The sequence below is a fragment of the Pseudarthrobacter sp. CC4 genome, assembly GCF_048957775.1.
Taxonomy (GTDB): domain Bacteria; phylum Actinomycetota; class Actinomycetes; order Actinomycetales; family Micrococcaceae; genus Arthrobacter.
On sequence record NZ_JARCCZ010000009.1, the window covers coordinates 30,547 to 45,549 of the forward strand.

Genomic DNA, 15,003 nt, shown 5'->3' on the forward strand with positions numbered 1-15,003 from the left:
CTTCTTCCCCGCTGCCCACCTTGGCCAGCATCGTGCAATCGCTTGCATTTTCTAGTAGTTCACCCGTCCCGGGTTCGTGGATTTCACGCAAAAATTTGCCATTGCCCCAGGCCTTGTTGTGCAAACGTTTGCATGCGAGGGTGGTCCCCATCACTTCCATTTCTGCTAGGAGAAACATGCACGCTTTGGACTGGATCGTCTTGTCTGGATACTTCGTCGTGATGGTGGGCATCGGTTGGTGGTCGAAGCGCAGGGTTCATAACGCTGCCGACTTCTTTACTGCCGGCGGCAAGATGCCGTGGTGGCTCGCGGGAATCTCGCACCATATGTCCGGCTATTCGGCGGCTGTGTTCGTCGGCTATGCGGCACTGGCCTACACCACCGGATTTGCCGTTTACGTCTGGTGGGCAATAAGCATCACTATCGCGTGCGTCGTCGGGTCGTTCCTGTTCGCACCGCGCTGGCCGCGGCTGCGCCAGCGCCTGGGCATCATCTCTCCGCTGGAGTACCTCACCACCCGCTACAACCTTCCGGCCCAGCAGGTTCTTGCATGGTCGGGAACCGCGCTGAAGATTTTTGACGTTGCCGCCAAATGGGCAGCCAGCGCCATCCTGCTCGAATCCTTCGCCGGAGTCCCGCTGTCCGTCGGCATCATCCTCGTCGGCGGTGTGACCATGGTGTACTCAACCATCGGCGGCCTTTGGGCAGATGCGCTGACCGACTTCGGGCAGTTTGTCATCCAGTTCGTTGCAGCAATCGCCCTGCTGATTGCTGCCATGGCGAAGCTTGGCGGGTTCTCCTCAATCTTCGGTATCTGGGAGCAGCTGCCGCCATCCCACTCCGCTCCCTTCGGTGGAAACCTGACCATCGCGTTCTTCCTCGCCTACATCGTCATCAGCACCGTCTCCTACAACGGCGGCACCTGGAACCTCGCCCAGCGGTTCATTGCCGCACCCACCGGATCTTCGGCCAAGAAATCGATCCTTCTCTCCGGCGGCCTGTACCTGGTGTGGCCACTGGTTCTGTTCTTCCCGATGTGGGCAGCGCCGCTGCTTCTGCCAAACCTGGCCAAGCCGGAGCAGTCCTACGCGCTGCTGACCGAAATGCTGCTGCCCGCAGGCCTGGTGGGGCTGGTCCTTGCCGGCATGTTCTCGCACACGATGGCCATGACATCCTCGGACGCAAATGCAATTTCGTCAGTGATCACGCGTGACATCATTCCGGCCTTGCGGCGGTCCAAGAAGCCATTGACTTCCAAGACCGAGTTGGCGGCAGGCAGGCTGTCCGTATTTCTGTTCATCGGACTTTCGATGCTCATCGCATTGTCCGCGGATTCCTTCGGCGGGGTCCTGGGCCTCCTGATCCTGTGGTTCGGCGCCCTTGTCGGCCCGATCGCCATTCCCATGCTGCTGGGCATGCTTGCGCCTTTCAAGCGCTGCGGTCCGTCAGCAGCGCTGTTCTCCTGGGCCGCCGGCCTGATCGTGTTCGCCGTGAACAAGTACGTGCTCACAGCGCAGGTCGCCGCGCTGGGTGATCTTGCCCAGGCGGTCTCGGTCGCCGCCCCGATCCTCGCCTCCATCGCGGTCTACTGCCTCATGGGGGTCATCCGGCCCTGGCGCAACGAGGAGTCCGACGCCTTGGTCGATTCCCTGAGCGTCGATGTTGCCGACGACGTCGAGGACCAAGCAGTCCCGGCCGGTGTCCGGGCGTGACCGGTGCGAAATCCGGTTGCACCCCTTCCGTGCAGGACATGACAGGATCCGGTTTCTCTCCGGGCGCCCACCTCCAGGACACAATCCTTCCGTGGTGGGACAGCAACGGCGCGGATGACCTTCATGGCGGCGTCCTGACCTGTTATTCCAACGCGGGCGTCCTGGAGTCGAGTGATAAATACACCTGGTCGCAGGGACGCTGGGCGTGGCTGTGTGCGGAAATTGCCGCCGATGCGCGCTCCGGGATGCTGAAGGTCGACGGCGACAAGTGGTCCAGGCGGGCACTCCAGACCTCCGAGTTCGTCCGGACCCACTCCGTGCTGGAGGGCGGACTCACCGCTTTCCGGACAGACCAGACCGGGGTCCCTCTGCCCTCGGGCCCGAACAGTGAACTCGCCACCAGCGTGTTTGCCGACCTGTTCGCGGTCCTCGGCCTTGCAGGGGCAGCAACGGACCCGGCATATCCGGAGCCGGCCAGGTCAGCGGCTTCGGTCACCGCTGACGAAGTCCTGGCCAGCTCCCTGGCGAGGATACGGTCACGGACTGCTTTGACTGCTCCCTATCCGGTCCGGCCGGGCTTCTGCGACCTCGCAGGTCCCATGACACTGCTTCACGCCGGGTCCGAGCTGTATAAGTCAACGGGCTCGGAAGCGGCCCGGAACGCCGTGGCTTTTGCGCTCGGCCAACTGTTTGGGGGGCCGGGACAGGCGCCGATGCTGCAGGAAAAGCAGTGGTGGGAGTTCAGGCCGGACTCGGTGCAGGACGAAGACTCACTCCTGGCCAGGCACAGGACGCCCGGGCACCTCCTGGAACTTTTGTGGATGCTGATTCACAGCCAGGAGGCTATAGGGGGTTCAGCGGCAGCCCTCCCCGACTGGCTGCCAGGACTTGCCCTGCGCGCGCTGGAGCTTGGCTGGGATGAAGAGCACGGAGGGCTCCTTCGCTACGTTGACAAGGACGGCGGAGTACCATCGGGGGCACTCTTTGGCGGTGACCCGTATGAGGAGCTTGTTCAGTCAACCTGGAGCACCAAGCTGTGGTGGGTGCATGCGGAAGCCATGTACGCCACCAAACTTCTTGCCCGCCACTACGGCGGCTGCGGCTTCGAAGAGTGGAATGCAAAGGTCACCGACTACACGCTTGCAACCTTTCCAGATCCGGGCGGACAGGAATGGACGCAGATCCGGGACAGGCAGGGGGCGCCGCTGGACATGGTGGTTGCCCTCCCGGTCAAGGATCCGTTCCACATTGCGCGGACTTTGTTATTTCTCAATCGGCTCGAAAAGGATGATTTACATGCAGCACAGTGACCTCGCCGTGAGCGCAGCTCACTACGGAACGCTCGCAGTCCGCGCCTACCCAGGCAAGAACGAACTTGGCAAGGCAGCCGGGGAGCACGCTGCCCGGGTCATCGCGGACGCAATCAGGGCCAACGGCACGGCCAGGGTCATGTTCGCGGCGGCGCCCAGCCAGGAGGAAACCCTGAAAACGCTTATTGCCGTCACAAACGTCGACTGGTCCCGTGTGGAGTGCTTCCACATGGACGACTACGTTGGACTCCGTCCTGATGCACCGCAGGGCTTCGGGAACTGGCTGCAACGGCTGGTTTTCGATTCAGTCACGCCCAAGGACTTCCACCGCATCAACACGGCCGGCGATGCTTCCCAAGGAGCGGAGGATTACGCTCGCGTTATGGGGTCAGCCCCATTCGACCTCGTGCTGTGCGGCCTCGGCGTCAACGGGCACCTTGCCTTCAATGATCCGCCCGCTGATTTCAATGACCAGAAGGCTGCCCGCGTAATTAATTTGGATGACGTCTCACGGCAGCAGCAGGTTGACGAGGGCCACTTCGAGCGGCTGGAGGACGTGCCCACCCACGCCGTGACCGTGACCATTCCGCGTCTGCTCAACGCGGCGGCGATCGTTGCCTCGGTTCCGGGCAGTGCAAAGAAGCAGGCGGTTGCGGAAACCCTCGCCAAGGCCGTTTCAGGAACGCACCCCGGTACGATTCTTCGCACCCACGCCAATGCGTCCCTGTACCTCGACGGGGAGTCTGACCCGCGATGACTGATGCAGCGGACCTTGGCGCCACTTACCTGGCACGGATCACGGCCCTCCTGGAACGGATTCACGCCGAAGAGCAGGCACCCATCTCGAAGGCGGCTTCACTCCTTGCCGGCCAGATAGCTGCCGATCGGCTCATCCATATTTACGGGCCGGGCGGCCATTCCAACCTCGCCAGCCAGGAAGTGTTCTTCCGCGCCGGCGGCCTGATGCACGTCTCGGCGATCCTCGATGAGGGGACCATGCTCTCCGGCGGGGCACTGCGCTCAATGGCCATGGAACGGACGCCCGGCTACGGCCGCATCGTAATCGAAAACGCCGGCCTTACGCCGGGGGACGTGTTGATCCTTGTGAACGCTTACGGAATCAATACTGCACTCATCGATGCTGCCCTGGCGGCGGCTGCGCTGGGCGTGCGGACCATTGGCGTCTCCTCTAGGGGGCATGCCGACAGCACGGCAGCCGGCCACCCCGCACGGCACCCGTCTGGATCCAACCTGCATGACGTCGTCGACCTTCACATTGACACGAAAGTGCCGATCGGAGACGCCGTCGTCGAGCTGCCAGGCGTCACCGAGAAAATCGGTGCCGTTTCGACCTTCGCCAACGCCTACACCCTCAACTGGCTGGTGCAGTGCACCATCAAGGAACTGACGGAGCGGAACATCGAGCCGCCTGTCTGGCGGTCGGGAAACGCCCCCGGCGGCGACGAAGCGAACCGGAAGTTCCTCGACAGGTTCAAGGGCCGGGTGCATTCCCTGTGACAGTGCAGACCGTCAGGGGCCGCGACGCTGCCCGCGGGGACGTCCTCACTGTCCGGTATGACGACGGATACATCGTCTCCGTTGAACGCAGGCACGATCCCAACGCCTCGGACTTGCCCGTGCTGTCCCCCGGATTCGTCGACGCGCAGGTCAACGGTTACCTGGGGCTGGACGTCAACGGCCCCGACGCCGATAGCACGGTGATCGAGGGAATCACCGAGGAACTGGCTCGGATCGGCGTGACCACGTGGGTGCCTACCGTCATTACCGCCAGTGAAGACGCTATCAGCCACGCACTCAGGTGTGTGGAGAAGGCCCGGAAGGGGAATGCACGGGTGCGGGACGCCGTTCCCAGCGTCCACGTTGAAGGGCCCTTCATTTCGGACCAAGACGGGGCGCGCGGAGTGCACGACGCCAGCCAGGTCCGGGCCATCGATCCCGAGGAGGTGCGGCGATGGGGCGCTATCACCAGGATCGGCGTGGTGACAGTATCGCCGCACTGGGCTGACGCGCCCAGGGGAATCCGGGAGATCTGCGCCATGGGCGTCCGGATTTCCATCGGCCACACCCATGCGACCGCGGCCCAGGTCCTCGGGGCCATCGACGCCGGGGCAACACTCTCAACCCACTTGGGCAACGGAATTGCCACGATGATTCCGCGCCATCCCAACGCCATCTGGACCCAACTGGCCGACGACCGCGTAACCTGCGGCCTGATAGCGGACGGCCACCACTTGCCGTCCGAAACACTCGAGGTCATGTTGCGCGCCAAAGGACCCCGCGGGGCATTTCTCGTTTCGGACATGACAGCGGTTGCCGGGAAGCCACCGGGGCGCTACGCGACTCCTGTGGGAGGAAGCGTTGATCTCGATGAACACGGCCGGCTATCACATGTGGGCACCGAGCTTCTGGCCGGCGCCGCGGCCAGCCTTCCCGACGGCCTGCGTAACGTGGTCAGGTCAACGAGCCTGGGCCTGGGGCAGGCGCTAAAACTCGTCACGGAAAATCCGGCTGGGACTCTGCCGGGAGCCCGTCCAGGGCTGGGCACGCTGCAGCCCGGGGCACCTGCGGACATGGTCCTCGTCTCGGATTCCGGAACGGTGCTGGAGGTCATCAGGTCCTCGCCCAGGAGGGAGAAGATCGGCCGATGAACGACGCATCCATCACAACGGACCACAGTGGCAGCAACTGCCCGCGGGTGGGCGCCGCCTCCGTGGAGGTTTCCGTCCCGCCCGGCACCATGATGTCCGGATTCGCCGCACGCGTGGAGCCGAGCATCGGCGTCCATGACCCCCTGACTGTGCGGGCACTTGTGATCGACGACTTCTGCTGGGTGACGGTGGATGTGTGCGGTCTCGACGGACCCACGTGCCGGACCATAGCGGACCGCATCCCCTTCCGCGAAGGGCATGCTGTGATCAGCGCCACCCACACCCACTCGGGGCCCTGTGCCATGCGTGGCGGTTTGGGGGACTGCGACCCGGAAATCATCGAGGCCATCAGCGCGGCCGCGGCAGTGGCCGTCAAGGATGCCTCCAACTCCCGGGAACCGTGCCAGGCCTATTACGAATCCTTTGCGGGCCTTGGCATTGCCAAGAACCGGCGGCACCCCGGGCGTGCGATAGATCCGGCACTGCAGGTTGTGGTCTTCAAGCGGGACGACGGGACAGCCAGGGCCTGGCTGGTGCAATATCCGTGCCATCCCGTTGTGCTTGGCGCCGACAACCGGCTGGTTTCCGGGGACTACCCGGCCTTCGTGCGGAGCCACCTTGAGCGCGCGGCCCCAGGTTCCACCGCTGTCTTCCTGACCGGGGCCGCCGGCGATGTCAATACCGGTCATTCGGCTGAGAGTTCCTATTCCCAGGCAGCGGCTGAGCACCGGACGTTCGCGGAAGCTGAACGGATAGGAGGACTGCTCGGCGAGGCCGCGGTCCAGGCACGGACCTCGAACAAGCCGCTCGGAGGGGCCATTCTGGCTGCGGCAGCATCCATCGACCTCTCCTTCGAGGTACTTGACGCCCGCATCCCTGCGGAATCAGCGGCCCACTGGACTAAGCTCATGGCGGACGCGGCGCCCGGGCAAAGGGCCTTGCTGCAGACCTGGATCGATTGGGCGGCACGGGACCACCTGCTGAGGGACATGAAATGGAGGGGGACGGTGACAGTTCTCCGGCTGGGCAGCCTGCTGGTGGTGGCACTGCCAGGGGAACCCTTCCTCAGGTGTGCCGAGCGCATCCAGGAAGCCTTCGCCACTCCCGTCCTCGTTGCCGGCTACAGCAACGGCTGTCCCGGGTACTTTCCCACTGCCGACGAATATGGCCACGCAGGATACGAAGTCACGGACGCCCATCGTTATTACGGGATGCCTGCCCCCTTCAAACGGGGCAGCGCGGAGCAGCTGGTGGAAACGGCCATTGAACTGGGACGGCGGCTGCTGTGAGGCCCAGATCCACAATTGTCCAGGTCGCCAAGCTCATAGGGGTGGCACCTTCCACGGTGTCCCGGGCATTCACGGATCCCGGGAAGCTGAAGCCGGAGACTGTCCAACGGGTCATGGACGCAGCTGCAGAGATCGGATACGTCCCCAACCACCATGCACGCGCGTTAATCACCGGCCGTTCAGGCGCAATCGGGCTGGTGCTGCCCGATGTTGCCAACCCCTTCTTTCCCCCGCTGATCCGTTACGCGCAGCTGGCGGCGGAGGATTACGGGCTCGCCGTGTTCGTTGCAGACACAGCTGAGGACACCAAGCGGGAATTGCAAATGATTGAGCGGCTGTCGCCGCAGGTGGAGGGCCTGATCATAGCTTCGTCGCGGCTCTCGGACCGGGTCCTCCAGACGGTTGCCGAGCGGCAGCCGACGGTGCTGATCAACCGGGACGTCGCCGGCGTCCCGCGCGTCCTCATCAGCACGTCCAAGGCGCTCACGGACGGGCTCCGCCACCTGGTGGACGCCGGCCACACCCGTATCGCCTATGTTGGCGGTCCGGCGAGATCCTGGTCTGATGGGCAGCGTCATGGCGCCGTGCAGTCAACCTTGGAGAGCCTCGGGCTTGAAACCTTTTTCTTCCGCGCGAAGTCCGGAAACTACGCTGATGCCCTTGAAGTGAGCGGCGAGGTGGAAGCCGCCGGAGCTACCGCCGTCGTAGCCTTTGATGACGTTGTTGCCCACGGCCTGATGTCAGGATTCCGGGCACACGGCCTGCGCGTCCCCGAGGACATCAACGTCCTGGGGTGTGATGACACCCTGGCAATAACAACCCATCCCCCGCTGTCCAGCATCTCGCTGGATCTGGCGTCTGCCGCCCGCAGCGCCGTGGCAATGCTGAGGTCGGCGGGCCGGCCAGGGGCGAGCAGCGACCAGCGCTTCGAACTCGAGGGGTCCCTGGTGCTTCGCGGCACCACGAATTGATCGAGTTGGTTTAGGGTTCCCTGGTATGGCCGCTCTGAGCGCGGAGGTCGGGGCACGAACTCACAAGTTCGCGGCTTCTTCCTCCGCCAGCCTGATCATGCGGAGTTCGTCCTCCACGGCGCGGGACGGCCAGTAGTCCTTGGCCAGCTCACTGGCCCGGACCCTGTCCGCTTCCGGGAAGAGCTTGCCGAGCAGCCCGGCCGCCTGGAGCAGGGCGATCAGCGCTATGGTCCTGGGTTCGGGGGCCTTGGTGCCGGTCTTGGCCGACGCGGAATCCTGTACCTGGGGTGCGGCAGTGCCGGCATCGGTGGCCGTTGCGTCGGCGGCCCCTGTGTCCGGTGGCTCGAGGTTGGACGGTGCACCGCTGAGTGCCGCTTCGATCTTTTTCAGGAGTGCGGCCTCCGGAGCATGGTCCTTTTCCGGGTAGCGCACGGCGCGGAAAAGGCCCAGGTGCCTTTCGCCGACGTGTTCCACGATGCCCAGGGAGGCCATCCCCTCGTAGACGCGCTGCACTTCGGCGCGGCTCTCAAGCGCCGAGACCCACCATCGTGGAGTATGCGGCCGTGACTTGCCGCGGAGGAGCTCCAGCTCGTGCTGCAGATGGGTGTCCGGAGCAGTGCCGGCAACCCTGACGTGCTTGCCCTGCAGCTCGATAGCACCGAGCAGGTCCAGCTCGGCCAGCACAGCACCTGCCAGCGTGGTCCGCAGTGCGAAGACCGGAATTTCGGGTTTTCCGGTGGTGTCATTTGTGGCCAGCAGCAGGAACGCCTGGGGAAGGCTCAGTTCCATCGCTTTCGGTGTTTCAGCGTCCATAGCACCATGGTGCGCCCGCCTGGCAGCGGCTACTACGGCCGAAGTACCTAGTTTCCCGGCGGATCGGCAGGCATAAGCTGATACCGTAACGTCTCTTCCAGCGCCGGGGAGGTCGCCGTGGACACCGAAACTGCCGAAGTGGTTGACCATGATGTCACCACAATCACCTGCGTGTGCGGCAACACCGTCAGCAAGGACGGATTGATACAGGCCAACTCACGCGGCGTCCCCGTGCATTCAGGAGAACCCCCTGTCCCGCCGGAATTGGCGGAATGGCCCGCCGATGAGGACCTCTACACGCTCTGTCCCTCCTGCGGCCGCGTCTACCGTGACGCAGTCATCGAAGAAACAGGGACTGCGCCCGTTGCCTTCCGGGTCGACGTCAAGGACGGTCCCATTGCCGAGGCCATCCGGGTCCACTGGAACCTCTCCACCTGAACCACGGGCAGAAGGAAACGGACGACGGCGGGACGTCCCGCCGTCGTCCGCTTGCGTGTCGCATCCGGAGGGGTCGCCGGTGGGCGGCGTTGCTGGCACACTGGCCCCATGAACGAGGCACTCTCCCCCTCCCGCAGGCCTGGCATCCGGGCAGCGATGTTTGTGGATTTCGACAACGTCTTTACCGGCCTGCAGGCACTCGATCCGCTGGCGGCGAAGCGGTTCGCCGAAGACCCGAAGCATTGGGCTGACGCATTGTCAGCCGGCGGTTCCGGGGAGGGGCCCCGCCGCTTCCTGATCCGCAACTGCTACCTGAACCCGATGGTGTACTCGAAGTACCGGACATATTGGACCCGGGCCGGTTTCCGCGTGATCGACTGCCCGTCGCTCACGCAGCGGGGGAAGAGCAGCACGGACATCAACCTGGTGCTCGATGCCATGGACGCGCTCTCCGGAAGCGGCGGGATCGAAGAGTTCTTCATCGCCTCGGCCGACGCCGACTTCACGTCCCTGATCCAGCGGTTCCGTGCGGCTGACCGGATGACGACGGTCATCGCTGCCGGCGCGGTGGCGTTCGCCTACCGGGAGATGGCGGACCACGTTGTGGAGTCCCACGATTTCGTTGCGATCCTCAACGGAACGACGGTTGAGCCCATTCATGCGATGGCGTCTGTGAAGCAACCGCAGGTTCCTCCCGCAGCCAAGGCCAAGACGAAAGTAAGCTCCCCGGCAATCCGTGAGGTCCTGGAGTTCGTGCGCTCCGCGCCGGGACCGGTGGTCGGCGCGATGGTGGCCCACCGGGCGCTCACGGCAGACCCTTCCCTGAAGACGGACTGGGGCGGCTTCGGAAAGTTCGGGACCTGGGTCTCGCAGATCGGCAAGGACGTGGAGTATTCGGCAGCCCAGGGCGGCTGGGTCTGGGACGGGAAACGGTTCTCGGTCGAGGATCTTCCCGTGCCGGCGGAGCAGCAGCCGGGCGTCGAAGAGCAGGTCACCCGCGTGACGGATGTGCCGGCTCTTTCAGCGTCCCAGTTCCGGCAGATTTTCCAGTCCTTGGCGGCCCGGCTTCGTGAACATCCGGTCAACCGCACCGAGCTGAGCCGCCAGGTGCGGGACGACTGCGTTAGTGCCGGCCAGCCGGTGTCGCGCAACGCGGTCAGTTTCGTCCTGCAGGGCCTCGCGTACGCCAACTTCCAGCTCAGCGACCAGGCGACGGCCGCGGAACTGGCAGCAGCCTGGACGGCGAATGTGGAAGAACTCTGCCGGGTGGCGCTCCTGGAGTTCGATGCCGCTGAAAAGCTGGCGGTGCGCCGGTGGGCCAGCGGCGGGCTGCTGGATGCCTAGACGTGCTGGTCGAAAAGCACCGGGTTGCCGTCCGGATCCAGCACCATAAAGCTCGCCGGGCCCTTGGCTCCCTCATCCGCCTCGGAGACGAACTCCAGGCCCTTGGCCTTCAGTTCCCGCTGGATATCACGCACATCGGTGAACGGGTCCACCGCCTCGGCGTCCTGGTTCCAGCCCGGGTTGAACGTGAGCATGTTCTTCTCGAACATGCCCTGGAAGAGGCCGATGACCGTGTCACCATTTTTCAGGATCAGCCAGTTCTGCGTGATGTCGCCGCCGAACCTGCTGAAGCCGAGTTTCTCGTAGAAGGCAGCGGAGGCCGCGATGTCCTTGACCGCCAGGCTGACCGAAAAAGCGCCGAGCTGCATGTCCTACTCCACTCTCCATAAGGGACGGAACTGCCGAGTGCTGCCGGCTGCTGTCCGGCGCAGCAGGAACAGACTACAAGCAGAACGCCGCTTCCAACATGGGGAGATCCATCCAGGCGCATTGAAGGCGCCGCCGTCAAGGCCACTGCCTCCGGCAGCTATTATGCTGAGCGGACCATCCTGAGGATGGGTTGGGGGCGTAGGGGGCGCCGGTGGTATCAGGTTTTGGCAAAAGGGATTCTTCGGACGTGCCTGGCAACGGGCTGAATATCCCGGGCGTCCGCCGTTCGCCGAGCGGGCGCATCCCGCAGTGGGCCATTGATGAGGCGCTCGGGAAGCTGCAGGATCCTGAACCTTGGCGCGCCGCTCCCACCCCGGTTGCATCAAAGAGGCGGAGCTACCGCGGGACAAGGTCCGGGCGCACCTTGAGGTGGACATCGGTGTCAGCCACCGTCCTGGGCCTGGCGCTCGTTGCGGGGCTCTACTTCACGCCCACTTTGTTCGACCGGTTCGTCCTGCCAGCAGCCCTGCCCCACCTGCCCGGCGCCGATGTCCCTCCCCCGGGGTTTGAGGCGGCCTCGTCTCCCCTCGGCGTTCCGGCCGCCACGACAGGTTCCACCGCGTACGTTCTCCAGGAGTCACCCGACCCGGACCAGCAGTTTGTTGCCTACGACCCGTGCCGTCCGATCCATTACGTGGTGCGGCCGGACCTTGCGCCGCCGGGCACGGACCAGCTTATCCAGCAGTCCGTCGCTGCCGTGTCCGCGGCCACGGGCCTGCAGTTTGTGTATGACGGACCTACCACGGAGGCCCCGTCGACGGACCGGGCGGCGTACCAGCCTGACCGTTACGGCAGGAAGTGGGCGCCCATCCTGATTGCGTGGTCCACACCGGAGGAGGCACCGGACCTTGCCGGAAGGGTTGCGGGAACCGGTGGAAGCTCCTCGCTCCAGGTAACAGGCGAGCCGTACGTGTACGTCACTGGCCAGGTCCAGCTTGACGCGCCTGCACTGGCTGAAACGCTGGCTTTCCCCGACGGGCCCGCTTTGGTCAGGGCGGTCATCATGCACGAACTGGCGCATGTGGTGGGGCTGGACCATGTGGACGACCCCACCCAGCTGATGTATGCGGAGAACAGCGGGCGAGTGGACTTCGGGGAAGGGGACCGTGCCGGCCTTGCGCTGCTGGGCAGGGGGAAGTGCGTCCCGCGGATCTGAAGCCAGCTAAGGGGGGCCTGCCGTTACCTGTTTCAGCAGACACTCCCTAAGGCGCCCGATAGGCCGTTGACTGGAGGAAGGCCGCGCACAAGCGTGCCGGCACGGACTGCCAGGGGCAAAGGAGTCATCATGCATACACGAACACTCGGACAGGGACTGCAGGTTTCGGCGATCGGCCTCGGCTGCATGGGCATGTCGCAGGGCTACGGCCCCAACCCCGGGGACCGCCAGGCGATGATCGGGGTGATCCGTGACGCGGTCGGCCTGGGAGTCACCTTCTTTGACACCGCCGAGGTGTACGGCCCCTACGTCAACGAGGAAATCGTCGGGGAAGCACTCGCGCCGGTGCGGGACGAGGTAGTGATCGCAACGAAGTTCGGGTGGCGGATCGAGGGCGGCAAATCCGTGGGGCTGGACAGCTCACCCGAGCAGATCAAACGCGTCGCGGACGAGTCGCTGCGCCGGCTGCGCGTGGACACGCTGGACCTTTTCTACCAGCACCGTGTGGACCCCGGTGTGCCCATTGAAGAGGTGGCCGGCGCCGTGGGCGAGCTCGTCCAGGCCGGCAAGGTCCGCCACTTCGGGCTCTCCGAGGCCTCGGCTGCGACCATCCGCGCCGCCCACGCCGTCTTTCCGGTGACGGCCGTCCAGAGCGAGTACTCCCTGTGGACCCGGGATCCGGAGCCGGAAGTGCTGCCCGCCCTGGCCGAACTTGGGATCGGGTTCGTGCCCTTCAGCCCGCTCGGCAAGGGCTTCCTTACCGGGACTGTGGATACGTCCACGCAGTTCGCGGAAGGCGACGTCCGCGGCACCATCCCCCGTTTCACCCCGAAGAACCGCGCCGCCAACCAGGCGCTGGTGAAGCATGTCGCGGAACTCGCTGCCGCCAAGAACGCCACCCCCGGACAGATCGCGCTGGCATGGCTGCTGGCACAGCATCCCTGGATCGTGCCCATCCCCGGCACACGCCGCCGGGAGCGCCTCGAGGAGAACACCGGAGCGACAGCCGTTGCGCTGTCCGCCGATGATGTGGCGGACCTGAACGCCGTCGCCAGTCGGATCGGGGTGCAGGGCAACCGCTACAACGATACGCACATGCGCTACGTCGGGCGGTGAGCGGCGGCGGTTGCAAGCGGACGACGGCGTGGCGGCGGTCGGCATCAGTGAACCGGAGCTTACGCCCGGCGTGCGGCCACACTGATGCTGGCCACGCCGTATTTGCCGGTGGCCTTCACCGCCCGGCTGGAGAGGAAGCGGTAGGCCCCGTTGGGGCGGACGGTGTCCACCGTGAACCCGGCCGACTCGATCGCCGCCAGGAAACTGTCCTGCTGCATGGCTCCGCCAATGCACGCGGCCCACAAGGACGCGTCGCACGTGACATTTTCGGGGAGCGGCACCGCAGAAACGATGTCCGCAACCACCAGGCGGCCTCCGGGTTTCAGTGCTCGAGCAGCTGCGTCCAATACGCGCGCTTTCTCCGGAACCAGGTTGATGACACCGTTGGAGATGATGCAGTCCAGCGTGCCCGGCGGGACGTCGGGGGCCTCGACGCGGCCCTGCCGGAATTCCGTGTTGGCAAAGTCCGCGCCCAGGTGGCGGGCTTTCTCCACCTGCGCAGGTGTCATGTCGACGCCGATCACCGCGCCGGTGTCTCCTACCGCGAGCGCGGCGAGGAAGCTGTCCATGCCCGAGCCACTTCCAAGGTCCAAAACTGATTCGCCGGGCTGCAGGGCTGCCAGGTCGTGGAAGTAGCCCACGCCGGCAAAAGACTCGATGGCAGGAGCGGGAATGCGGTCCAGGTCCAGGGTGGGGTAGCCCAGGCGTTCGGCGAGTGCCCGCCCGGTTTCGAAATGGAATTCCTGATGCGGGTAAGTGGCGACCAGCTCATACATGGAGCGGACACGGTCCTCGAGATCGGCGGTATCGAGCTGTCCCGGAGTGGTTTCCATGGATCTTCCTGCCCTTAATTTCACGGACTTGAAAGCGGTGGGATGAGTCTCCTCGCCTCCAATTTGAACGTCAAGAGGGCGCAGGCGCCACCGACGCGGACAAACGGCGGGAGGTCCCGCCGTCGTCCGCTTTCCGTTTGCGAGGCGCCGCTTCCTCAGCCGGCGCCGCCCGGCACTTCTAGAGCTGCCCGGTGGGGCCGGTGTCCTCGACTTCGCCGCGCCAGCCGCCGGTTTCGGTACCGCGCGATTCGATGAAGTCCTTGAACTTGCGCATGTCAGATTTCACCTGCATCTGGTCCATCTTCAGTGCCGCACCTGCTTTTTCAGTGAGGGTTTCCGGTGCCCATTCGAAATGGACCCTGACCTTCGTGTGGTTGGCATCCAGGGGCGTAAACCTGATGATGCCGGCATGGGACTTGCCGTCGGTGCTGCGCCAGGCGATCCGGTCGTCAGGCTCCTGGTCGACTATTTCAGTATCGAATTCCCGCTGCACACCGCCCACCTTGGTAACCCAATGGTTGGTGGTGTCAGTCAGCTGGGTCACGGATTCGACACCGGACATGAACTGCGGAAAGGATTCGAACTGGGTCCACTGGTTGTACGCGGTCCGCAGCGGTACTGCTACTTCAACGGTCTCTTCAACGTGTTCCATTGCTTCCTCCTCATGAGGGACGGCCGCAACAGCGGACCGGCAGAGTTTGCCATCCTGCCAGTCAGGCAGCCGCCACTTTTGCACGATAAGTCCGGCGGGCACCGGTGTCCAGACCTTCAGGATCGCGGACGACGGCGTGAGTCTCCTGCCGTCGTCGGCTTCCGTCTGGTGGGCGCGGGCGATGGCGGGCTGCTGCCCTACTTAACGTTGCTTAAGACTTTAAGGGCTCATAAGGTGACGTTGTTCACACAAACCCGCTGCTGTCCAAGGA

The 15,003-nt window shown here is 64.6% G+C and carries 15 protein-coding genes; 11 read left to right on the forward strand and 4 right to left on the reverse strand.

Annotated elements, in window-relative coordinates; all coding sequences use genetic code 11:
- Nucleotides 1-176 precede the first annotated feature (176 nt).
- Genes PV768_RS07400 through PV768_RS07430 form a run of 7 tightly spaced genes read left to right on the forward strand, consistent with a single transcriptional unit; the run spans nucleotide 177 to nucleotide 7,951 of the window.
- Nucleotides 177-1,712 carry a sodium:solute symporter family protein gene (locus PV768_RS07400; protein WP_421092669.1) on the forward strand — a complete coding sequence of 512 codons (1,536 nt, stop codon included), beginning with the start codon at nucleotides 177-179 and terminating at the stop codon, nucleotides 1,710-1,712.
- 38 nt (nucleotides 1,713-1,750) lie between these two features.
- Complete coding sequence (locus PV768_RS07405; protein ID WP_421092670.1) at nucleotides 1,751-3,022, forward strand: AGE family epimerase/isomerase; 1,272 nt, start codon at nucleotides 1,751-1,753, stop codon at nucleotides 3,020-3,022.
- A complete protein-coding gene (locus tag PV768_RS07410; RefSeq protein WP_421092671.1) occupies nucleotides 3,009-3,779 on the forward strand; it encodes a 6-phosphogluconolactonase in 771 nt (256 codons plus the stop codon). Before PV768_RS07405 ends, PV768_RS07410 begins: the two co-directional genes overlap by 14 nt.
- On the forward strand, nucleotides 3,776-4,540 hold the full coding sequence (locus tag PV768_RS07415) for a sugar isomerase domain-containing protein (RefSeq protein WP_421092672.1): 765 nt from the start codon (nucleotides 3,776-3,778) through the stop codon (nucleotides 4,538-4,540). The genes PV768_RS07410 and PV768_RS07415 overlap by 4 nt, the downstream gene beginning before the upstream one ends.
- A 2-nt stretch (nucleotides 4,541-4,542) precedes the next feature.
- Complete coding sequence (locus PV768_RS07420; RefSeq protein ID WP_421092673.1) at nucleotides 4,543-5,691, forward strand: N-acetylglucosamine-6-phosphate deacetylase; 1,149 nt, start codon at nucleotides 4,543-4,545, stop codon at nucleotides 5,689-5,691.
- Nucleotides 5,688-6,980 carry a hypothetical protein gene (locus PV768_RS07425; RefSeq protein WP_421092674.1) on the forward strand — a complete coding sequence of 431 codons (1,293 nt, stop codon included), beginning with the start codon at nucleotides 5,688-5,690 and terminating at the stop codon, nucleotides 6,978-6,980. The genes PV768_RS07420 and PV768_RS07425 overlap by 4 nt, the downstream gene beginning before the upstream one ends.
- Nucleotides 6,977-7,951, forward strand: a complete 975-nt coding sequence (locus tag PV768_RS07430; protein ID WP_421092675.1) for a LacI family DNA-binding transcriptional regulator — start codon at nucleotides 6,977-6,979, stop codon at nucleotides 7,949-7,951. The genes PV768_RS07425 and PV768_RS07430 overlap by 4 nt, the downstream gene beginning before the upstream one ends.
- A 60-nt stretch (nucleotides 7,952-8,011) precedes the next feature.
- Here PV768_RS07430 and PV768_RS07435 read toward each other — a convergent pair whose 3' ends face one another.
- Nucleotides 8,012-8,764: a GOLPH3/VPS74 family protein gene (locus tag PV768_RS07435; RefSeq protein WP_157240881.1), complete on the reverse strand. Its 753-nt coding sequence runs from the start codon at nucleotides 8,762-8,764 to the stop codon at nucleotides 8,012-8,014.
- 117 nt (nucleotides 8,765-8,881) lie between these two features.
- On the opposite strand from PV768_RS07435, the gene PV768_RS07440 reads away from it, so the two are divergent.
- Together PV768_RS07440 and PV768_RS07445 are read left to right on the forward strand one after the other, a co-directional pair.
- Nucleotides 8,882-9,202, forward strand: a complete 321-nt coding sequence (locus PV768_RS07440; protein ID WP_231754857.1) for a hypothetical protein — start codon at nucleotides 8,882-8,884, stop codon at nucleotides 9,200-9,202.
- A gap of 108 nt (nucleotides 9,203-9,310) precedes the next feature.
- Nucleotides 9,311-10,546 (forward strand): NYN domain-containing protein, encoded by a 1,236-nt coding sequence (locus tag PV768_RS07445; RefSeq protein WP_157240878.1) that lies wholly within the window; start codon nucleotides 9,311-9,313, stop codon nucleotides 10,544-10,546.
- Here PV768_RS07445 and PV768_RS07450 read toward each other — a convergent pair.
- Complete coding sequence (locus PV768_RS07450; RefSeq protein WP_421092676.1) at nucleotides 10,543-10,914, reverse strand: VOC family protein; 372 nt, start codon at nucleotides 10,912-10,914, stop codon at nucleotides 10,543-10,545. The genes PV768_RS07445 and PV768_RS07450 overlap by 4 nt on opposite strands.
- Nucleotides 10,915-11,354: 440 nt before the next feature.
- On the opposite strand from PV768_RS07450, the gene PV768_RS07455 reads away from it, so the two are divergent.
- Together PV768_RS07455 and PV768_RS07460 are read left to right on the forward strand one after the other, a co-directional pair.
- Nucleotides 11,355-12,131 (forward strand): peptidase, encoded by a 777-nt coding sequence (locus tag PV768_RS07455; RefSeq protein ID WP_421092677.1) that lies wholly within the window; start codon nucleotides 11,355-11,357, stop codon nucleotides 12,129-12,131.
- A gap of 129 nt (nucleotides 12,132-12,260) precedes the next feature.
- A complete protein-coding gene (locus PV768_RS07460) occupies nucleotides 12,261-13,247 on the forward strand; it encodes an aldo/keto reductase (protein WP_421092678.1) in 987 nt (328 codons plus the stop codon).
- 59 nt (nucleotides 13,248-13,306) lie between these two features.
- Here the strand turns inward: PV768_RS07460 and PV768_RS07465 are convergent, their stop codons facing one another.
- Nucleotides 13,307-14,080, reverse strand: a complete 774-nt coding sequence (locus PV768_RS07465; protein WP_421092679.1) for a methyltransferase domain-containing protein — start codon at nucleotides 14,078-14,080, stop codon at nucleotides 13,307-13,309.
- 178 nt (nucleotides 14,081-14,258) lie between these two features.
- On the reverse strand, nucleotides 14,259-14,732 hold the full coding sequence (locus PV768_RS07470) for an SRPBCC family protein (protein ID WP_104999867.1): 474 nt from the start codon (nucleotides 14,730-14,732) through the stop codon (nucleotides 14,259-14,261).
- Between the last annotated feature and the right edge of the window lie 271 nt (nucleotides 14,733-15,003).